At 47.3% G+C, this 20,274-nt stretch carries 16 protein-coding genes and 1 tRNA gene; 9 read left to right on the top strand and 8 right to left on the bottom strand.

What is annotated here, in order from left to right; all coding sequences use genetic code 11:
• Positions 1–22 precede the first annotated feature (22 nt).
• Both ACR6Z4_RS16090 and ACR6Z4_RS16085 read left to right on the top strand, forming a co-directional pair.
• A complete protein-coding gene (locus ACR6Z4_RS16090; protein ID WP_479718312.1) occupies positions 23–1,033 on the top strand; it encodes an ABC transporter permease in 1,011 nt (336 codons plus the stop codon).
• Between the two features lie 372 nt (positions 1,034–1,405).
• Positions 1,406–3,004, top strand: a complete 1,599-nt coding sequence (locus tag ACR6Z4_RS16085) for a B12-binding domain-containing radical SAM protein (protein ID WP_479718311.1) — start codon at positions 1,406–1,408, stop codon at positions 3,002–3,004.
• A 186-nt stretch (positions 3,005–3,190) separates the two neighbouring features.
• Here ACR6Z4_RS16085 and ACR6Z4_RS16080 read toward each other — a convergent pair.
• Positions 3,191–3,263, bottom strand: a tRNA-Arg gene (locus tag ACR6Z4_RS16080).
• 37 nt (positions 3,264–3,300) lie between these two features.
• On the opposite strand from ACR6Z4_RS16080, the gene ACR6Z4_RS16075 reads away from it, so the two are divergent.
• On the top strand, positions 3,301–3,786 hold the full coding sequence (locus ACR6Z4_RS16075; protein WP_479718310.1) for a low molecular weight protein-tyrosine-phosphatase: 486 nt from the start codon (positions 3,301–3,303) through the stop codon (positions 3,784–3,786).
• A 104-nt stretch (positions 3,787–3,890) separates the two neighbouring features.
• Here the strand turns inward: ACR6Z4_RS16075 and ACR6Z4_RS16070 are convergent, their stop codons facing one another.
• On the bottom strand, positions 3,891–4,553 hold the full coding sequence (locus ACR6Z4_RS16070; protein ID WP_479718309.1) for a response regulator transcription factor: 663 nt from the start codon (positions 4,551–4,553) through the stop codon (positions 3,891–3,893).
• Positions 4,554–4,999: 446 nt separating this feature from the next.
• Here ACR6Z4_RS16070 and ACR6Z4_RS16065 point away from each other — a divergent pair, with 446 nt between their 5' ends.
• Positions 5,000–6,082, top strand: coding sequence for a Gfo/Idh/MocA family oxidoreductase (locus tag ACR6Z4_RS16065; protein WP_479718308.1), 1,083 nt, complete (start codon positions 5,000–5,002; stop codon positions 6,080–6,082).
• 100 nt (positions 6,083–6,182) lie between these two features.
• Here the strand turns inward: ACR6Z4_RS16065 and ACR6Z4_RS16060 are convergent, their stop codons facing one another.
• Complete coding sequence (locus ACR6Z4_RS16060) at positions 6,183–7,154, bottom strand: MJ1477/TM1410 family putative glycoside hydrolase (RefSeq protein WP_479718307.1); 972 nt, start codon at positions 7,152–7,154, stop codon at positions 6,183–6,185.
• Between the two features lie 64 nt (positions 7,155–7,218).
• Positions 7,219–7,809 (bottom strand): GIY-YIG nuclease family protein, encoded by a 591-nt coding sequence (locus ACR6Z4_RS16055; protein ID WP_479718306.1) that lies wholly within the window; start codon positions 7,807–7,809, stop codon positions 7,219–7,221.
• A gap of 1,312 nt (positions 7,810–9,121) precedes the next feature.
• Here ACR6Z4_RS16055 and ACR6Z4_RS16050 point away from each other — a divergent pair.
• Positions 9,122–9,904, top strand: coding sequence for an exosortase-dependent surface protein XDP2 (locus ACR6Z4_RS16050; RefSeq protein ID WP_479718305.1), 783 nt, complete (start codon positions 9,122–9,124; stop codon positions 9,902–9,904).
• Between the two features lie 185 nt (positions 9,905–10,089).
• On the opposite strand, the gene folB is transcribed toward ACR6Z4_RS16050, so the two are convergent.
• Both folB and ACR6Z4_RS16040 read right to left on the bottom strand, forming a co-directional pair.
• Positions 10,090–10,485 carry a dihydroneopterin aldolase gene (folB, locus tag ACR6Z4_RS16045; RefSeq protein ID WP_479718304.1) on the bottom strand — a complete coding sequence of 132 codons (396 nt, stop codon included), beginning with the start codon at positions 10,483–10,485 and terminating at the stop codon, positions 10,090–10,092.
• 9 nt (positions 10,486–10,494) lie between these two features.
• Entirely contained in the window at positions 10,495–10,986 is a 492-nt protein-coding gene (locus ACR6Z4_RS16040) for a hypothetical protein (protein ID WP_479718303.1), read from the bottom strand.
• Positions 10,987–11,259: 273 nt separating this feature from the next.
• On the opposite strand from ACR6Z4_RS16040, the gene ACR6Z4_RS16035 reads away from it, so the two are divergent.
• The gene (locus ACR6Z4_RS16035) at positions 11,260–11,751 is read left to right on the top strand and encodes a helix-turn-helix domain-containing protein (RefSeq protein WP_479718302.1); all 492 of its coding nucleotides are present in this window, start codon (positions 11,260–11,262) and stop codon (positions 11,749–11,751) included.
• A gap of 187 nt (positions 11,752–11,938) precedes the next feature.
• On the opposite strand, the gene ACR6Z4_RS16030 is transcribed toward ACR6Z4_RS16035, so the two are convergent.
• Positions 11,939–13,102: a pyridoxal phosphate-dependent aminotransferase gene (locus ACR6Z4_RS16030; protein WP_479718301.1), complete on the bottom strand. Its 1,164-nt coding sequence runs from the start codon at positions 13,100–13,102 to the stop codon at positions 11,939–11,941.
• Between the two features lie 1,280 nt (positions 13,103–14,382).
• Here ACR6Z4_RS16030 and ACR6Z4_RS16025 point away from each other — a divergent pair.
• Both ACR6Z4_RS16025 and ACR6Z4_RS16020 read left to right on the top strand, forming a co-directional pair.
• Entirely contained in the window at positions 14,383–16,272 is a 1,890-nt protein-coding gene (locus ACR6Z4_RS16025) for a sensor domain-containing protein (RefSeq protein WP_479718300.1), read from the top strand.
• Between the two features lie 620 nt (positions 16,273–16,892).
• The gene (locus ACR6Z4_RS16020) at positions 16,893–18,032 is read left to right on the top strand and encodes a hybrid sensor histidine kinase/response regulator (RefSeq protein WP_479718299.1); all 1,140 of its coding nucleotides are present in this window, start codon (positions 16,893–16,895) and stop codon (positions 18,030–18,032) included.
• Between the two features lie 177 nt (positions 18,033–18,209).
• On the opposite strand, the gene ACR6Z4_RS16015 is transcribed toward ACR6Z4_RS16020, so the two are convergent.
• The gene (locus tag ACR6Z4_RS16015) at positions 18,210–19,361 is read right to left on the bottom strand and encodes an acyl-CoA dehydrogenase family protein (RefSeq protein ID WP_479718298.1); all 1,152 of its coding nucleotides are present in this window, start codon (positions 19,359–19,361) and stop codon (positions 18,210–18,212) included.
• A gap of 104 nt (positions 19,362–19,465) precedes the next feature.
• Between ACR6Z4_RS16015 and ACR6Z4_RS16010 the strand changes: the two genes are divergently transcribed.
• Complete coding sequence (locus ACR6Z4_RS16010) at positions 19,466–20,248, top strand: winged helix-turn-helix transcriptional regulator (RefSeq protein ID WP_479718297.1); 783 nt, start codon at positions 19,466–19,468, stop codon at positions 20,246–20,248.
• Positions 20,249–20,274: the final 26 nt, after the last annotated feature.

Genomic DNA, 20,274 nt, shown 5'->3' with positions numbered 1-20,274 from the left:
ATTATTTTTAATTCAGAGCTTTATGCTGCGATATATCGCCCGACGGTTGCTGGGTTTGCTGCCTGTGATCTTTGGGATCACGTTGCTAGTCTTTGCGTTTTTGCATCTCATCCCCGGTGATCCCGTAACGGCAATGGTGGGCGAACGGGCAACCCCCGACCAAATTGAAGCCCTGCGCGAACAAATGGGGCTGAACCAGCCACTGCCGCTACAATATCTGACGTTTGTGGGTAGCCTGTTGCGGCTCGATTTTGGCAACAGCATTGTCACAGGCATTCCCATTCGTGAAGAAATTGGTCGGCGTTGGGCAGCCAGCTTTGAGCTATCGACAGCCGCCATGATATTTGCGGTATTAATCGGCATTCCCGCTGGAATTATCGCCGCTGTTTATAAAGATAAATGGGCAGATAATCTGGCAATGATTGGGTCGTTGATTGGCGTCTCAATGCCCGTCTATTGGCTGGGGCTGCTGTTGATTTATCTATTTGCGGTGAATTTAGGGTGGTTGCCGCCCAGCGGTCGTCTGGGGGTGAGTGAGGGCTTTGCCTTCAAACCGTTGACCGGATTTTATGTCTTGGATGCGGTATTACAGGGCAATTTTCCTGCACTGAAAGACGTATTGGCGCATCTAATCTTACCGGCGATCGCTCTGGGTACGATTCCATTGGCGATCGTTGCCCGACTGACCCGCAGTGCCATGCTCGAAGTCATGTCGCAAGACTACATCCGCACGGCCAGAGCCAAAGGCGTCTTAGAACGCTGGGTGATTCTCAAACATGCGCTAAAAAATGCCCTTTTACCCGTGATCACGATTATTGGCTTGCAATTTGGCACACTGCTCAGCGGTGCAATTTTAACCGAAACCATCTTTTCTTGGCCGGGCTTAGGCTCCTGGATTTACAACGCCATTCTGGCAAGAGATTACCCTGTGGTTCAAGGTGGCGTCGTCTTCATTTCCGTTACCTTCGTCTTGATCAACCTGCTGGTCGATCTGTCCTATGCCCTTTTCGATCCCCGTATTCAGTACAAGTAAAGACTCACAGCGATACGGATTACAGCGCTTCGCGCTTGAGTATGTTTAGATTTTTTGTTGTGTGCCGCGCGCCGCGCGGCTCTCCCTCAACACGTTGTGCTTGACGCCAGAGAGAATCGCTATATGGCAACCGTCGAGACAGTTAAATCAGGAGATTGTGTGAGAACCCTCGCTCCGCGAGGGTTCTCACACAACACCCGTACTTGACACCAGAGAGAATTGCTATAGTTTATGGGATAAAACTGCCATCGACTAAAGCGAACCCAGTACGGACACGGTATAGTGATGACGACGTGTACTAAGCTAAATCAGAATGCTGTTGGCAGCAGCTTTCTGCGTACCCAGTGATTCTTAATACCAAGTGATACTTAAATGAACGTTTTGCTTTTGTATCCCTGCTTTCCAAAAAGTTTCTGGTCATTTGAAAAGACAATCGCTCTGCTCAATCGCAAGGCAATGCTGCCGCCGCTTGGCTTAATCACGGTTGCCGCCATTTTGCCACAGGAATGGACATTTAAGCTGGTCGATCGCAATGTCCGCCAGGTGACAGAAGCGGAGTGGGCATGGGCGGATCTGGTGATTATGTCTGCCATGATCGTGCAAAAAGAAGATTTGCTAGACCAAATCCGGGAAGCCAAACGTCGCAACAAGCCTGTTGCTGTAGGTGGTCCCTACCCGACTGCCTTACCCCAAGAAGCGGCTGAAGCCGGGGCAGATTATTTAATCTTAGATGAAGGCGAAATTACCTTACCCCTATTTGTGGACGCGATCGCTCGCGGCGATCGCTCAGGCACCTTCCGGTCAGGTGGCGAAAAACCTGACGTCAGTCAAACCCCGATCCCCCGGTTCGATCTGCTGGAATTTGACGCCTATTCGGAAATGTCTGTGCAGTTTTCGCGGGGTTGCCCATTTCAGTGTGAATTCTGCGACATCATCGTTCTCTACGGTCGCAAACCGCGCACCAAAACCCCTGCCCAACTATTAGCAGAACTCGATTATTTGTATAGCCTGGGCTGGCGACGCAGCATTTTCATGGTGGACGATAATTTCATTGGCAATAAACGCAACGTCAAGCTGTTCCTCAAAGAACTATTGCCCTGGATGGTCGAACACCACTATCCCTTTTCCTTTGCGACCGAAGCTTCGGTGGACTTAGCCCAAGATCAGGAATTGATGGATCAAATGGTGGCGTGCAACTTTGGTGCCGTATTTTTGGGCATCGAAACGCCCGACGAAGCCAGCCTCACGCTCACCCAAAAGCATCAAAATACCCGCGATTCGCTCAGTGATGCAGTCTTGTCCATTACCCGCACAGGCTTACGGGTCATGGCTGGGTTCATCATCGGTTTTGATGGTGAAAAGAAAGGAGCAGGCGATCGCATTGTCAAATTTGTCGAACAAACCTCCATTCCCACCGCCGTATTTAGCATGTTGCAGGCATTACCCGATACTGCCCTGTGGCATCGCTTAGAAAAAGAAGGGCGACTGCGCAACAAGTTTGCCAATATCAACCAAACTACGTTGATGAACTTTGTGCCCACGCGACCGCTCGAAGAAATTGCCCAGGAATATGTTGAAGCCTTTTGGCAATTGTATGACCCCGAAAAGTTCCTAGACCGAACCTATCGCCACTATCGCTTATTGGGCGAGGCAACCTATCCCAAAAAGGGCAAAGGATCTCGCAAACCGATTAATTGGGTAACCATTCGGGCATTGCTGATCATCTCCTGGCGGCAAGGCGTTTTACGCAAAACCCGGTGGCAATTTTGGCGCAATCTCTGGAATATGGCGCGGTTCAATCCAGGGGGGATCAGCAGCTATCTTGCAGTCTGCGCTCAAATCGAACATTTTCTGGAATACCGTCAACTGGTGCGCGATCAAATCGGTGCCCAGGTGGCTACATTCCTGGAAGAAGAAGCTCGCCTGAAAGCCACAGCGCGTGAAACTGTTGAAGAAAAGGCGATCGCCTGATCATCCTGACACCCTTAAAACTCATGACTTTTTTGGGGAGAGTACGGCTTTGCCGCACTCTCCCCAAAAAAGTTATTCAGTTCCTAAGCGTGTAGCGCTTGACTAAAAATAATGGTGCAGTACGCATTAGACGCACCACACCATCATTTCTCATAAACCGCTCTGCAACCTCTGGTGTTGCAACAACGAGCATGGAGGGATTCGAACCCCCGACCCTCAGGACCGGAACCTGATGCTCTATCCACTGAGCTACATGCCCTTAAACCTTAAGAGAGTATAGCACTTTGCCAACATCCATGCCGTATAAACTGTTATTTGTTTGTTTGGGTAACATCTGCCGCTCTCCTTCGGCAGAAAATATTATGAGACACCTGGTCGCTCAGCAACAGTTAGGCGATCGCATTGTTTGCGATTCTGCGGGAACGTCGAGCTACCACATTGGCAGTCCACCCGATCGCCGTATGGCAGCAGCAGCCAGCCAACGAGGGATCACCCTGACCGGACGAGGTAGACAATTCCAACGGTCTGACTTTGAAGACTTTGACCTGATTTTGGCAATGGATCGAGACAATTACCACGATATTCTTGCCCTCGATCCCAAAGGATTGTATCGAGACAAAGTAAAGTTGATGTGCGATTTTTGTCGGCAGCACTCTGACCAAGAAGTGCCCGATCCCTATTACGGAGGTGCCGAAGGCTTTAACTACGTCATCGACCTGTTGTTAGATGCCTGTGGCGGTTTGCTCGAGAAATTAAAGTCAAAAGGTGAATTCCACCCGTAGAGATGTGATTAATCGCGTCCCTTTCAATAAAACTTGGGAATTGATGGTGGTCAGCGCGGCGACGCCGCGCTGACCACCATCAATTCCCAGATAAATCCACGACCCTAATTCACCAAATGATGCTCAACGGCAAACCGGACTAGCTCTGCACGGTTGCTAGTATTGGTTTTTCTTAGTAAATTGCTGACATATTTCTCGACCGTACGAGGGCTGAGGTGCAGGCGATCGCCAATTTGGTTATTAGAAAGCCCCGCCGCTAAAAACTCTAAAACGTCATGTTCTCGTGTGGTGAGGTCAAGTTTCGTCTCAAACTCGTAGTCTTTGACCACAGAGGTGCCTTTTTCTGAGTTAGATGGCGTAGATTGCGATCGCACCCGCCACTCTGATTGGATGATCTGCGATCGCTCTAGTAAATTTCGAATCACAGCTCCTAGCTCTTCTAAATCAAACGGCTTGGGCAGATACGCATCACAGCCCAGCTGATAGCCTCGAATTCTCTCTTCAGTGTTCGTCCGAGCGGTCAAAAAAATCACAGGTAGTAAGCGGAAAGCCGGTTGTCGGCGAACTTGGCGGACAAACTCATAGCCATCAAGCCGTGGCATCGTGATATCCGTCACGATCAAATGGGGTTGATATCGATCAACCATTTCTAAAGCCTTTTGACCATTTTCGGCGGTAACAACGATGTACCCCGCAATTTCAAGATAGTCACCGATGGATAGTCGAGTTCCCGGATCATCATCCGCAACAAGAATGGTTAGAGGCATGGGCAACAAACCAATAAGGAACTCATTTGAGTGTGGATATCTCAGTCCATGTTGTTAGAGATAAGAGTTTAAAATTCAGGCTTGCAGGGTTTTCGCCAGACACAGACGCAAATCTGCATACCTTTATTCTTGAACTTGGTTATGAAAAGCAGTATTTAGTACTAAGGAGCACAACTTCAATAAAACCCGGACGTTTATTTTTGTAAGCGCGGCGTTACCACTCCCCTAAAAATAAACCCTCAGTTTTATTTGATCCATGACCCTTAGGAATGGATAAATAAAAAACTAACCCATTTATAAGATATAAGATATCTCTCATGATTAGAGTTCAGAGAATTATTCCAGATTACTGATATGATAAGCCTGAACAAAACTTTAGGATTCTTCATAAGGAAATTGGCGCATACACCTAGTTTTCCCAGATTGTGGTGTAGGAGATAGCAGGAGTGCAAGAGAATTTACCGAGCTTAGCGATTAGCACCCATCAGCAACGCAGCCAGCCAGAACCTATTCGCATCGGGGTTATCGGAGTTGGCAATATGGGTCAGCACCATACGCGAGTTCTGAGCCTATTAAAAGACGTTGAATTGATCGGGGTTTCTGATGTTAACGTAGAACGCGGATTAGATACAGCAAGTAAATACCGCGTTCGTTTTTTTGAAGACTATCGAGACTTGCTCAAATATGTCGATGCCATCTGTATTGCAGTGCCCACCCGGCTGCATTACGAAGTGGGCATGACCTGTCTTCAGGCGGGCGTCCATGTGCTGATCGAAAAGCCCATAGCCGCCAGCATTGCGGAAGCAGAATCTTTAGTAAATGCAGCGGCTCAGTCTCGCTGCATTTTGCAAGTAGGGCATATTGAGCGGTTTAACCCTGCCTTTCAAGAGTTAAACAAAGTCCTCAAAACAGAAGAATTGCTGGCGTTAGAGGCTCATCGCATGAGCCCGTATTCGCATCGGGCAAACGATGTCTCTGTGGTACTGGATTTAATGATCCACGACATCGATTTGCTATTAGAGCTGGCAGGAGCCCCTGTGGTGAAGCTAACGGCGAGTGGTAGTCATGCGGCTGATTCGGGTTATTTAGACTATGTCACCGCAACCTTAGGGTTTGCCAACGGCATTGTTGCCACGCTGACCTCCAGTAAAGTGACCCATCGAAAAATTCGCCGGATTGCAGCACATTGCAAAAATTCACTGACAGAGGCAGATTTTCTCAATAACGAAATCTTGATCCATCGTCAGGTTACGGCAAATTGCCTGACTGATTATGGGCAAGTGCTTTATCGGCAGGATGGGTTGATTGAGAAGGTTTACACCAGCAACATTGAACCGCTCCACGCTGAGTTAGAACACTTTGTTAACTGTGTCCGGGGTGGGGATCAACCGTCAGTCGGCGGCGAACAAGCTCTCAAAGCACTGCGGCTTGCCAGTCTGATTGAACAAATGGCGTTAGATGGGCAAGTCTGGAACCATTCCAACTTAGAAATGTCAGCCTTGGAAGCTCAAACGGTTTTGTTTAGCTAGCCCCACCAAGGGATTCGTAGTTCACTAAAATCCCAATAAAATCCAAGTTTCGCTGTGGCACAGCAGAGCCGCGCCACAGCAAAACTTGGATTTTATTTTTTTAATCTTGGATGCCAGAGATCAGGTTAATCGTGTCCAGTTCGCGATCGCTGACTGCCGCATAGGGCACATAGCCTTGATCCAAAACCTTTTGCCTAAACTCATCAATTCGATTACGGTTGCTGCCCTGGTAGCCATTGCCATTATCGACATAATCGACCACCAGCACAGCTTTGCCAGCATTATCAATCCGTTCCAACCATTTCAACCGAAACTGAATGTCTGAAGTGGGTTGGGGTTGGGTTTCGTTATAAAACAAGTCCTCAACGCCAATGCCGCTAATAGTTTTGAGATAAGCGCCCGTCTGGTCGTATGCCAAAATATTCTCGCCATTTTGGGGAACGATAGCAAAGTCTGGTTTACCCAGGGTTTTTCTCGCGTAGTGGGCGATGCGTTTGACAAAGGTAATCATCCGTTGAGCCGCAACCGAACGAGTTAACGTCAGCCCTTCATCATTATTATTGTCGCTCCAATATTCAAACGCATCGATGATATCCAGATAGACGCCATCAAATCCGGCATTGACAATTCGCTTAAGATACCCAAAAACAATGTTCTGCCAGGCTTTGAGCCAGTACCGAGTTTTATAATTGCCCTGCCAATCGGGGTTGGTCAAGCCTAACCAGGAAGGCGCATCGCCATCGGGCTGGTTAAGCTGCGTATGAGCATCCAGAGAAACCCACGTTTGTTTGAAATAATACCGATAATCTTCGGCTTCCCCAATGCTTAAATATGCCAACACCGTTTTTCCCTGCCGGTGCAACGAATTGATCTGTTGACGAGTATATCGACCCGACTGACTGCCATCTTTGGAGTAGTCGATAGTGACCACATCAAAATTGCTGGCACGAATCTTGGGAATCGAGGCGTTTTGCAGTTGGTATAACCAGCGATCGCCCAATGTGTTGGTAGCGGCTTGGGTCGAAAGGGTTGGGCTGGAGGAAGACCGCGTCTGGGGGTAGATAGGCAACATGGTGAATGGCAACGGCTAATGGGGACAACCGAGCGATGATTTTCAATTGTAGGAAATCGGGTGGCTAGCTGCCTACAAAAGGCGTTCCCCAAAACTCCCAATTTTCTTTGTTAAAGGGCGATCGCCACTTGTAAATCAGGGCAGATTCAAGCGCCTGCCGCAGCCGTGTTCGCTCCGGCGCATGCGACCAAAAACAGATATTCACCGAGACTGGCAACTTGTGAGGGCGATGTGCCATCACATAATTCATTAAATAGCGTTTGCAGTCATGCTCCCCTTTCCAGCGTTGATTAGACTTGATGGTTTCTCCGACATATAAGAGAATCGGGAGTTCATAGTCAATCACAAAATAAAGGGCAGCGGTGCCTTCATCGTAGGCTTTCCATCGCCAAAATGCTGTGTTTTGCTGGGGCAAACTAAACGGCTGGATGGCATCGGGGTCAGTTTGTTCAGCAGAGAGAGGTAACTCAAATAAACTACCTTGCTGAAGCGGTAAACTCTGCTGAATCCCTTGCTGATACTGAAAGATGCGCTGCTTCCATGCCACCAGGGTTGCCGAACTCATTTCAAGTGACTGGGGTTGCTGTCCTGAAATCCGGCTCTCTCTTAACTCTTCGTCAGAAAATAATAGGGGCTGATTATTGAGGCTGGTCAAGTCTGACCTCCACATTTAGAGTGTTTTCACTAAAAACTACACTATATGTGGAGCTAAATTCAAGAGGAGAAATTTCTGCGAACAGTTTTTATTGGAGCTAGTACAGCAAAACGAAAGTTTTGTAAGGGGTGAAGGGGTTCCACCCCTTCTTAGCCTGGATTATTCATGACCCCTTCTAAGAAATGGCTGAACTGCTTATCCAGAATGGCTTCTAGCGATTCTTCGATTTCGACAGTGTGTTTTTATACATGAAACTTGAAACGAAACGCGCAGAAGGGTTTCAGAATTGTCAAAAACTCTGGTGAATAATCCAGGTTAGGGGCGAAGCCCCCAATCCCCTGGTGTTGCAAAATTTGGCGTTTGCAACACTAGGGTTATAGCGCTTTGCGTTCGGATAGAACCCGATCATTATTTGAAAGCCATGCTCCGTATGGCTTTCAAACGATAATTTGCATTTCACTCGATTAAAAACTGCTATAGCGATCCTATTTGATTTGTGAACCTGATCCGTTGTGAAAGCGCCCGCCCTTCGGGCGGGCGCTTTCACAACGGATTTAGGATTGCTATATATCTAAAAAATCTACCCAATATCGTATTTACTATCGCGACGATCTAATAATCGACCTGTGTAACTATCATTTTATGAATCACCAATCCATCAACCTGTCATTCGTTTTGAAAGAGCAATGGCGTCACCGTAACTGGCTGAAAACGAATTGAAATTTGATTCAATCCAACCCTCTACGTAGATCAACAGAAAGAATGGCACACTCCATTTTTAGGATCTCCGTATCCTTAGCACGCACAGCCTAAACATTAAAGCATTGGCTAGGGTCTAAGTACTTATTTGCTTTGCTGAGAGGTATATTTGTTTACTACTGAGGGCTTTCTCGATCAAACGCGCTAGGCTATGAATCGACGATTATCTAATGAGTAGTGCATCTATCTTGGTTGGTAAAAAAGAAGAATTTCTTACAAAAAACTGACTAACTCTTATCTCTCAAACTTGGCGATCGCACCCCATTAAAACCAACACACTTACGTGTAAACACAGGACATGTCCGGCTGATTCAAGCGAACCAATGATTCTCTGAAGCTTCAATTTTAGAGATCTTTCTTGAAGTTTATGTAATGGTACGAGTTTACCTAGAGACAAGGACAAGGTTTCATTAATAACATAGGCACAAGTAAGGGAATTCATTGATTCGCATCTCCAAAGTATTTAGCTTGCTGCATCTCCAAATAAGTCTGCTGATTTTAGGCACCTCATCAAACCAACGGATCGACACAACTTACTGATACAAGGAGAACTATGAAGCTGAAATCTGTTGCTGCGTTCACGGGATTACTTGCTGGTAGCTTGCTGGCTCTCTCTTCTACCCCGGCGCAGGCTTTTTCGTTTACGACTAATTTAGGGGCAGGCAGTGCCGCTCCCAAAGGAGACATCTGGTTAGATTCAGTTGAACTAGGAGACGGTTCGGTTATCGATAACTTCTCACTCGTCAACACTGCCAAGATTCTCTATAACGATCCCTATTCGGGTGGCAACAGTGGAGCCGCTAGCTCTGATATTGGCGACAATGCAAATGGGGCAAAACAAGAAGCGGCAAGTGAAGCAACGGTTGTCGCTAGCTTGGGAAATACAAACCTCAACAACATTATTGATACAGAAGATAATGGCACCTTTAAGATGAACCTGTTCTTCGACAGTGCTGTCGATATGCTGTTCTTCTGGGAACGCGGCATGAACAGCCGTCTGGGAGTGCAAGCCATTGATGCCAATGGCAACCTGTTAGGTAATTTCCTCCAAGTCTATTCCAAGGATTGGGACTACGCAGGCTTCGGCATCGACACCAAGGAAATTGTTGGCACTCAACGGGTGGGTTCGTTGGGTATTAGTCTGGCAGATTTGGGTGTTTCGGGTCCTATTGCCGGGATTCAGTTGTTGGCAAACGGCAGCTACTACAACGGGCCTGACTTTAAGGTTGTGGGTTCGTCAGCTGATGTCCCTGAGCCTGCAACGCTAGCAGGAATTGGGCTGGTTGCGGGTGCGATGGCGTTATCTCGTCGTCGTAAGGCATCTCAGGAAGCATAGACCGGGTTGGCAAAGCCTTGCCGCTCGTCTCATTCTGCATATTAAACCGTAACGGATCAAGGGTATGGGGCTGCACCTCCATACCCTTTGTCCATTCATACCGCTATACAGTGCTGATTTGGGCTATGAAATTGGGTGGGCGTGCTGCGCTCTGCGCAGCACGCCCACCCAATTTCATAGCCAGATTAAGCCTGTGGTTTAATCTCTAAACCCTGGCTGGATGATTTGCGGATAATATTGACTGCAACATGACCGCTAAAGTCAGGAATCGGCGGCGTCATTTTACACAAATGAACTTGCACCTGATTGACTTTTTGAGATGTGAGAATTTTGGTTGCGATCGCCTCTGCCAGGGTTTCGATCAATGAAAATTTCTCCGTTTTGATCAATTGCTGCACCGCTACAACATTACTGCCATAGTCGTAAGTGTCTTCTAAGCGATCGCTTGCACCCGCTGGAGCTAAATCGAGCCAGAGTTTTAAGTGAACTTCAAACCATTGCCCCAGACGTTGTTCTTCAGACAAAAAGCCGGTGTATCCATAGGCACGAATCCCAGTGATTTCTATAAAATCGCCTGTCATGTCATTTACTCAGGCCCCTAACGAACCTTCCAAAATTTGCATAATGTCATCCACCGGGCGACCTAAAATTCGGGCGAGGGGGGTCAGCAGTGTGCTATCGATATCTTCTTCGCCAAAGAAAATAGCTTCTAACTTTTCTGGGGGAAGTCGGTAAGAATCACAAAACCGAGAAAATTCTTTATCGCTGACATCTAGTTCGTCCTGGCGATCGCGTAAGAGCGCGGCGATCGCCGCAATTCCCGATTTGGGAGCCGCTGTTTTAGAGAGATACCGATGCACTAACTCATCAATCTGCGTCGAACTGCCGCCAGATAAACTGATCAAATCGTAGCAGGCAAGCCTTAAAGCTTTGCGCAGCTTTTCATCATCATTGAGAACCTCGACAATGCGAACTGCAAAGTCTGGTTTACAAAACCCAACCACTTCGTCTTCATAGGTCACAGATACATAGCTATCGGCAGGATAACACTGCCAAGCTGGAGGTTCATCGGGTAGCACCATGACTGATTCTCCGTAAGCAAACCAAGATTATAATATTCTGCTACCTACCCATCGCAACCAAAAGATACAGCTTATTATTCCAAAAAGTTGAATTGCTGTAGTCCACATCATAGACCTCTCATAGTCCGCCATAGGGTGCCTATGAAATGTGGGGTGAGTGCCGCGCTGGGCGCGGCACTCACCCCACATTTCATAGCCCAAAGCAGCGACGCTGAATTCTTTATAGAGTGGCTACAGATGTTATAACAGACGTGTAGGGTTCACAAAACATCTATGGCAGGGATTTATAAACTGGAGATTGCAGAGAGTGTAGAAGACCTTAAACAATTGTTGCGATCGCAAAAAAGTGGCTCAGACAAAGAACGAGTCCAGCTGTTGTATTTACTCAAATCTGAACAAGCAAAAACGGTACAAGCCGCTGCTGCAATCCTGGGACGACATCGGGTAACGGTGCAAGAGTGGTTGAGACTTTACCGCAAAGCAGGGCTTTCAGGCTTACTCACTCACAAACCACGAGTTGGGCGGCAGCATAGCATTCCGCAATGGGCACAAGATGCCCTGAACAAACGCCTGCATCAGGAAGAAGGATTCAACAGTTATGGTGAGATTTGTCAGTGGTTAGAAAGCCAACTGGGCATCGTCTCTCCTTACAAAACCGTGCATCAATTGGTGCACTACCGACTAAAAGCCTCTGCCAGAGTTGCTCGTTCCGCCAGTACCCAGCCATCAGATGAGCCAGTGGAAGGGTATACAAAATCAGTCTAAGAACGCAATCAATCCAATTGAAAAGAGCTGGCAATCGCTCAAGCCAGGACTTCTACAGGAGTAACCCGAACCCCCTGACCAGTGATATTAGTTCAGCGAAAACAGTTGTAATTAATGACCTGGACTAACCGTCCCTTTCTCAGGATGTGTGAGACGCTAGCCGTGACGCATTGCAGGCACTTTATCGCTATAGCGACTCAATTGCCGTTTTTATGCGCTTGAGTGCTTCCTGGATATTGTCCAGAGAATTCGCATAGGACAAGCGCAGATACCCTTCCCCCAGGTTGCCAAAAGAAGTCCCCGGTAAAACAGCAACGCCAGCATCTTGCAGCAGATAGTCTGCCAATTGGTTACACGATAGAGGCAATTGGGTCACATTCGGAAAAACATAGAAAGCCCCCGCAGGCTTGCGGCAAGAAATACCCGGAATGGCATTTAAACCCGCGACGATCGCATCTCGTCGGTGTTGAAACTGTTTCACCATTTCGACGACGGTATCTTGAGAACCCCGCAGAGCAGCAGCACCCGCAATTTGAGTAAACGAACAGGTGCAAGAATTGGAGTTAATCATCAATTGGGCTAACTTGTCGGCGATCGCTTTGTGGGCAACGCCATAGCCAAGCCGCCATCCGGTCATCGCATAGGTTTTAGAATGACCGTCTAACAAAATCGTGCGCTCTTTCATCCCCGGTAAGCTGAGGATGCTGTGGTGAGTTTGGTCATAAAGAATGCGCGAGTAGATTTCATCAGACAACACATAAAAATCATGCTTTTGAGCAAGATAGGCGATCGCTTCTAAATCTTCCAATTGCAGCAACCCCCCCGTTGGATTTTGGGGTGAATTGAGGATTAACAGGCGAGTCCGATCGGAAATCGCTGCTTCTAGATCAGGCAAGCGAAAGCGAAAATCGACCTCTTCTCGTAATGGCAGCGCAACAGGTTTACCCCCGACAAATTGGATAATGGACTCATAGACCGGAAATCCTGGATTGGGATAAATGACTTCATCACCGGCATTGACTAACGCCAGGATAGTAAAGAAAATAATGGGTTTTCCGCCCGGTGTAACAACCACTTCATCGGGATTGATGGGGATTCCTCGTGTAGTTGTAATGTAATCGGCGATCGCCTGCCGCAGTTCAATTAACCCTGCCGCCGGTCCATACCCTGTATACCCTTGCTGAATAGCTTGAGAGGCGGCTTCGCAAATTGATTCCGGCGTTTTGAAATCGGGCTGACCAATTTCCAGATGAATGATGCTGCGACCTTGGGCTTCTAATTGTTTGGCTCTTGCCAGCACTTCAAATGCAGACTCTGTACCCAATTGATTCATCCGCTCGGCAAACTTCATGGTTCCCTCTATCAACGTTACAGACTTCTCTTTTCAGGGCAAACTAAATGACATCCACATCAGTTATGTAAACAAGCAATAACTTTTTATGAGGTTTGCCTGAATCGACCCCATAAGAAGTTATTGCTTGCGTCCTTTTAGGCATTGCTGGGTCTACGTTAAAAATTGAAAGTGCACCCAGGGTCTGCCATTCCAATCGCTACCCAGATCCAGCATTACACCCTTTTACTCTTGGTTGTTAAAAATCATGGATTTAATCAAACCCAACGTTTATTTCAGCGGCACTCCTGAGGATCACCCACCTAATCAGCTGTAATTCTTTTTAAGAAAGCGACGGCTTCATTGAACACGATCCTAATAGCAATTGAGTGGTTAAGGAGCGTGAAAAACTAGTACACCAACTTAAAAGTTTTAGAGGGGGTGGAGGGGGTAAAACCCCCTCTTGGGGGCGCAGCCCCCAACCCCCCATATTGCAAAATTTGGTGTTTGCAACACTAGTATTACAAACCTTGAGTTTTGCACCATGAGGGTTGGAGATTGCACCTATGAAGTATTCCCCTCCCTCTACCCTTTACGAAACTCTTAAGCAAGTCTACTGGAGCTAAAACCTTGCGCCACCAGCGCACTAGTGGGGCGTTTGGCATAAATATCGAGATTAGCTTTTATCCCCTAACCCCTCCTCCTGTGGGGAGAAGGGGAGCCGGGTTGAAAGTCCTTCTCTCCAGGGGAAAGGGATTTAGGGTGAGGGCAAGAAAGGCTACTGTTTTTTAGACCATTATGCGAAGCACCAGTGCAGCGATTGAAGAGTGCATCTTACTACCTACCTAATAGTTTAGTCGGAGATAAACTCAGTAGTGCAAACACTACATTTTGCAACAGCAGGTCTTCGTAATTTCACGCAAGTTTTGTCTCGCCATTCATAAAGTCTGGAACACAACTGTGGGTTAAAGGGCGCTGTCCCCTGCCTTTTGAACAATCCATCCCCGAGTTGAGTTAGACACAGTACAATTTGTCACTTTTGTTTTTTAAGAGGTATAATCTCTTGTTTTACCAATATTGCAGAATGTGACTTGTGCTATCGAAAGGGGTTCAATCGCTGAGCGCGCCGAGTCTATTGACTAACCTCCGCTGAGTGATCAAAACAATATAGCGATGTGCAAGGTCGTTCAGTACAGCAATGGTGTTGTGGAGCGCTGTGCGCTCCACAATAGCGAACTGAATCAACCCACGCAGCGCTATAGATTTCATGCCATCGAACATTACACTGCTCCATACAACCCATGAACCCAGACATTGACGCGATCCTTTCTGAGCAATCTGAGTCGGAATGGGTTCTTCGACTAGATTTGACGCAAGCTACAGGTGCAATAGCCGCTATGTCTATCGATCCGACCGCTTTAGTTCCCCCTCATTTATCGTCTGTCGAAAAGCTAGAAGGCATTTTGGATGCCCTTTCAGACAGTCTCGTGTGGACTGATGCCAATGGTAAGGTGGAGTGGTGTAATACTGCTTTTGCAACCCTGCTCCACAAAAAACGTCAAACCTTGTTAGGGCATAGTTTAGTCAGACTGTTACCCCTGGCTCATCAAGGGCAAATATTAAGCCGTGAAGCCCATCCAATTCACCTGGCACTCACCCATGCCCAGAGCGGTTCAGATCTATATGAGTTGCGGCAGGCGCATAGTATTCGCATCTTAAACATTTCTTGGGCAAAGTTTACGACTGCCACCCAGGCATCAGGGGTCGTTTTGACGCTCAGTGATGCTGCCCATCAAACGCTTCAGCGATCGCAGATTCCTGCAAAACGCAAGCGCAACGCCCCAACTCCGGTTAAATTGGCGGTCGAAGCATTACCCAATTTGCCCATAGAAGCGTGTGGTACCCACGATGCACTGACGGCTTTGCCCAATCGCCTCCTATTTATCGATCGCCTACAACGCACGGTACCGCTGGGTGAGCAGCATCAAGATAAGCGGTCTGCCCTGATGCTGCTCGATATCGATCGGTTTAAGGTAATCAATGACAGCCTGGGACGACAGGTTGGCGATCAGTTGCTCAAGGCGATCGCCCAACGGTTGACCGATCTACTTACCCCCGTGGATATGGTGGCGCGGATCGGCGAAGACGAGTTTGGCATTTTGCTAGAAGACATTCCCATCACCAGCACAGCCACGCAAATTGCAGAGCAGATCAAGCGAGATTTGGGGTTGCCGTTTAACCTCAAGGGTCGTGAAGTTTTTATTACCGCTAGCATTGGCATCATCCCCAGTATTGCCGGATATCAACAGACCGAAGAATTGCTGCGCGATGCAGAAATTGCCATGTATCAGGCAAAACAATCGGGGCGAGGGCACTATGAAGTGTTTAACTCAGCACTGCAAGCCCAGGCACTGGCAGTATTGCAACTAGAGACAGACCTGCGACGGGCGATCGATAATCAAGAATTTCAACTGCATTACCAACCCATCTTCTCGCTCAGAAGTAACGAAATTATTGGACTAGAAGCATTGATCCGCTGGCAGCATCCGATCCGTGGCTTGGTATCTCCGGCTGACTTTATTCCGGTTGCCGAAGAAACTGGCTTAATTGTGCCCATTGGGTATTGGGCATTGCGTCAGGCGTGTTGGCAACTGCGGAAGTGGCAGCAACAGTTTATTTTCAATCCATCGTTATTCATTGCTGTCAATATTTCGGGAAGACAGTTTGCCCAGCCCGATTTGGTTGAGCAGGTCGGGCTGATGCTGCAAGAAACAGGTCTAAATTCTAAAAATCTAAAACTAGAACTGACCGAAAGCACCGTAATGGAAGATGTAGAATCTGCCACAACGATGCTGTCTAAACTACATAATTTAGGAATTCAACTATCGATTGATGATTTTGGGACGGGATATTCGTCGCTGGCGTACCTCAGCCGTTTTCCAATTGATACACTCAAAATCGACAAATCATTTGTGAATAATGTAGATTCTGACCCAGAAAAGATGGCAATTATCCGCACGATCGTGATGTTGGCGTGGAATTTGGGGATGGATGTGGTTGCAGAAGGGGTAGAGACAACCAAACAGCAGGTGCAATTGAAAGCATTACAGTGTGAAAGTGGGCAGGGATATTTCTTTTCTAAACCGCTTAACTATGAAGCGATGACCGAGTTTTTGAGCCAGCATCTTTAGGGATTGTGGATTGAATAAACCCCAATTCTTTTTGAAAGCGTCGGCTCATCGACGCTTTCAAAAAGAATTACAACGAAACATTGATTCTTTATTTCTTTTGCACACATTTGCACACAAAACTACTTCTCCGGTCTTAAGTGCTTGTGTCGCAGACCCAACAGTGGCACAGTGAGTTTGGTCTGCGCCTTTTGCTGCCATCACCGGCTAATGGGTCTAAAATTGAGCCAGAATCAGGAAAATTGGGTGTGCCAAGGTTGAGAGGTAAGCACTATAAGGGACTGGAAGTAAAATAAGAGCCTTGAGGTCATTTTTACGGATACATCCGCCCCGATAGTTATAGCGCCTCGTACCTGGATAGATGACGGGTACTGAGTAAGAGCTACGTAAAGCGTGGCTCTTACTCAGTACATGCCACTTCACACTACTGAGAATTACTATAGAAATTCATATAGACCATATAGACTTTTGGGCAAAATACGGATAACCCGCGATTTGGCTGACTAGCGATCTACAAACGCTATGCTACGTTTATCTCTTAGAGAGCTTATATTCACAAATGGGTAATTAACAAAATCCGGCTTTCCTGGTTTTAGGTCTGCATTAATCAGAAAACAGATCGATTGCTTTACTCTGTTAATTTCCTGGAAGAAGAGCAACCCAAAAAAATGCCCAAGGTGATTTTAGTCATTGATGACGATATTCATATTCGAGAAACTATCCAAGATTTTTTAGAATGTGAAGGATTCCAGACAATTATTGCTGAAAATGGCAAAAAAGGAATTCAACTTGCCGTTGAAAATTTGCCTGATTTGATCATTTGTGATATTCAAATGCCCGAAATTGATGGGTATCAAGTGTTAGAGTCGTTGCAGGAAAACTCTCTAGCCGCAACTATTCCCTTTATTTTTCTAACGGCAAAGGTTGGACGACCCGACATTCGGCAGGGCATGACCTTGGGTGCGGATGACTACCTCACAAAACCTTGTCTTCCAGACGAACTATTACAGGCTATTCAAAGACGCCTAAAAAAGCACAGTGCGTTTCAGGCGCAAACGCAAGATCAGCTAGACCAATTGCGGCAAAGTATCGCTCTTTCGTTGCCTCATGAATTGTGTACGCCTCTATCTGGTATTTTTACGACGGTTGAGCTACTACGACTGTCTGCAAATGAACCTGAAAAAGTTTTAGAACTAGCCGATATTCTCCAGACCTCTACAGAACGCTTGTATCGTCTAGTCCAACAGTTTTTAGACTATGCCAAGCTGGAACTTTTAATGCGTGACCCGGTGAAGCGGCAAACCTTGATTCAAGACGATACTCATAATTCTCAAATTGTGATTGAACGGGTTGCCCAAAAAATTGCTGAGCGAGTAGAACGACAGACGGATCTGAAACTAGATCTAAAAAATGCTGCGATCGCCATTCCGATATCGGAAGTCCAAAAAATTTTGCAAGAGTTGATCGACAACGCCTTTAAATTTTCCGACCCCGGCACTCTGGTGAAGATTGTGAGCCAGCCCGATTCAACCTACCTGGTGATTGAAATTACCAATGAAGGGCGCGGCATGACGCCTGAGCAAATTCGCAATGTGGGTGCGTATCAACAATTTGAGCGTCGGTTTTATGAACAACAAGGGGCTGGGTTAGGGTTGGCGATCGCCCAACGCTGGATCGAGTTATATCAAGGGACTCTGTCTATTGTGAGTACACCTGGGCAACAGACCACCGTAAAAGTGTTGCTGCCGCTGTCCAACGCTTGATTGCTGATGGGCTAACAAGCATATCCCTTTTTGAGAGAGCGACGGCTCCGCCGTCGCTCTCTCAAAAAGAATTTTTCGATCGAGTGGAGTATGGATTATTTTTCAAAAGCCATGCTCTGCATGGCTTTTGAAAAATAATTGGGTTCTGGTCGAGTGCGAAGCGCTAGATAACTCCGTCTACAAAGACGATACATCCCAGCCAAAGGCAAGTTGACCCGCCAGGGTGCGTTGGGCGTCTTCGCGCAATGGATGATAACGAGCTCCCTGGATATCGCGGAACAATTTCTCTAGACCCTGTTTGCGATAGAACGCACTGCCTCCGGTAATATCCATTGCCAGATCGGCTACATTCAGCACAGCTTTGGCAACCAGGGTTCGCCCGGTCATAACTTGATGGGTTGTTTCAAAACTGGGTTGACTGGCAACCGCCGTCGAAATCATATGCTGAAGAGCTAATTTTGCTGCCATTAACTCATTCTCTAACCCTCCTACCTTATAGCAAAGATGCTCATCAGTGCGATGCTTCATGGTTAGTTCAATGGTGCGATCGCGTATGGCTTCAGCAACGCCCACGTAAACGCAATACACCAATGGAATCGCAATCATGGAGATCAGATGAAAGATAAAATGCCATTTCCCTTGTTCTCGGCGTAATGCGATCGCGGCATCGGGTACAAACACATCCGATAACACAACATCATGGGAACCTGTACCCCGCATGCCCATTGCTTGCCAGGTGGGTTCTATCGTAACGCCCTGCGCATTCATCGGCACGGCAAAATGTAATACAGTTGCCCCTATTTCGGGATCTTGGTACACCGCACTGGTCATTAATAAATTTGCCGCAGGCGCACCACTGGCAAATACTTTACGGGCTGTAATCAAAAACCCACCGTCTACTTTGGTAGCTGTTCCGGCGCTCTGCAACCAATCCGAGCCACCACTGCTGAGCAAGATCAGCTGTTCGGCTGCTACCCGTTTTAATAAACCCTCTACAGGTGCATTTTGATGCTGCCACCGCCAGGTAGGTACCATTACTTGGTGAGTATGCATCGAAAATGCTAGCGCGGTTGAACTGCAATGGCGACCTAAGATGCGCAGTACGGCACATAGATCGCTATAGCTGGCTCCGCCACCCCCTAATTCCGCCGGAACACCGGCGGCTACTAATCCAGATAATTTTAATTGGGCAATATGATCGGCAACAAATAGATCATGCTCATCTGCTTCAATTTCTTTAGCAGCGAACTGGTTTCCTAAAGAAGTTGCCAGGGCTAACCAATCTATTTTTTCGTATGGATTCGTCAATGGAGTTTGTAGCGCTAACATCGAACCGTCTCCTTTAAATCTTGTGATGATCTCATTCTGATTTGCCGGATAAGGTGATACAAGTTCAATATCTGAACCTGACCTGAAATCTCCCTGGAAGCGCCATGAGAAAGGGATATGGACAATTTTGTCCGGTAGCAAAAGCGGCTGAAGTATTGGGCGATCGCTGGAATCCTCTGGTACTGCGAGAGATGCTCTATGGCAATCGCTACTTTAATGACATCAGTCGAGGGGTACCGTTGATGTCGCGTGCCCTGTTAGTGCAACGACTCAAAGAGCTTGAGAAATTGGGAATTGTCGTGAGCCATGAAAAAGAGACAGGTCAGGGATATGAGTATCGACTTACACCCGCTGGAGAAGCCTTGCGACCGATTATTGAAGCTATGGGCGTTTGGGCACAACAATGGGGCAACGAACAAATTGCGCCAGAAGATTTAGACGATGCGTTGTTGATGTGGGGCATGAGGCGGCGCATCAACTTAGAAGCCGTACCAAGGCAGAAAATGGTACTTCAGTTTGACTTTCGAGGGCTAACCAAAGGAAAAAAGACTCAGCGCAGTTGGTGGCTCGTGATTGAAGATCAGGAGGTTGATGTCTGTCAAAAAGATCCGGGCTTTGATGTGCATGTCTTAATTGCAGCAGATTTGAGTGCCTTTACCCATGTCTGGATGGGCTATACCCGTTTGCAACCAGAACTTCAGCAAGGGACGATTTGTTTTGAGGGCGATCGCGATTGGGTACGTCAACTGCCAACATGGCTCTATCTCAATGGTGAATGGCGCTATGGTATGGGCATTGATGCGTCTGCGTCGCAGTTGATGCAAACCTATCAGCCTATTGTCCTAGACTGCAACGAAGTCCCCCAGACTGAAGCTCGCCCGGTATAGGTTGGGCGATCGCTCAATCGTTCTAG

Source organism: Calyptranema fuscum S582 (assembly GCF_055793305.1).
The sequence above is the reverse complement of the archived record's forward strand: the minus strand, read 5'-3'. Positions and strand labels throughout refer to the sequence as shown.

What these genes read in the sequence shown, in the direction of transcription:
- ACR6Z4_RS16040 (WP_479718303.1), bottom strand. Translation starts at nt 10,986, where the DNA reads ATGGTGCTACCCGATGAACCTCCAGCTTGGCAGTGTTATCCTGCCGAT.
- ACR6Z4_RS16090 (WP_479718312.1), top strand. Translation starts at nt 23, where the DNA reads ATGCTGCGATATATCGCCCGACGGTTGCTGGGTTTGCTGCCTGTGATC.
- ACR6Z4_RS16070 (WP_479718309.1), bottom strand. Translation starts at nt 4,553, where the DNA reads ATGCCTCTAACCATTCTTGTTGCGGATGATGATCCGGGAACTCGACTA.
- ACR6Z4_RS16030 (WP_479718301.1), bottom strand. Translation starts at nt 13,102, where the DNA reads ATGAAGTTTGCCGAGCGGATGAATCAATTGGGTACAGAGTCTGCATTT.
- ACR6Z4_RS16085 (WP_479718311.1), top strand. Translation starts at nt 1,406, where the DNA reads ATGAACGTTTTGCTTTTGTATCCCTGCTTTCCAAAAAGTTTCTGGTCA.
- ACR6Z4_RS16010 (WP_479718297.1), top strand. Translation starts at nt 19,466, where the DNA reads ATGAGAAAGGGATATGGACAATTTTGTCCGGTAGCAAAAGCGGCTGAA.
- ACR6Z4_RS16075 (WP_479718310.1), top strand. Translation starts at nt 3,301, where the DNA reads ATGCCGTATAAACTGTTATTTGTTTGTTTGGGTAACATCTGCCGCTCT.
- ACR6Z4_RS16025 (WP_479718300.1), top strand. Translation starts at nt 14,383, where the DNA reads ATGAACCCAGACATTGACGCGATCCTTTCTGAGCAATCTGAGTCGGAA.
- ACR6Z4_RS16050 (WP_479718305.1), top strand. Translation starts at nt 9,122, where the DNA reads ATGAAGCTGAAATCTGTTGCTGCGTTCACGGGATTACTTGCTGGTAGC.
- ACR6Z4_RS16015 (WP_479718298.1), bottom strand. Translation starts at nt 19,361, where the DNA reads ATGTTAGCGCTACAAACTCCATTGACGAATCCATACGAAAAAATAGAT.
- ACR6Z4_RS16035 (WP_479718302.1), top strand. Translation starts at nt 11,260, where the DNA reads ATGGCAGGGATTTATAAACTGGAGATTGCAGAGAGTGTAGAAGACCTT.
- folB (WP_479718304.1), bottom strand. Translation starts at nt 10,485, where the DNA reads ATGACAGGCGATTTTATAGAAATCACTGGGATTCGTGCCTATGGATAC.
- ACR6Z4_RS16060 (WP_479718307.1), bottom strand. Translation starts at nt 7,154, where the DNA reads ATGTTGCCTATCTACCCCCAGACGCGGTCTTCCTCCAGCCCAACCCTT.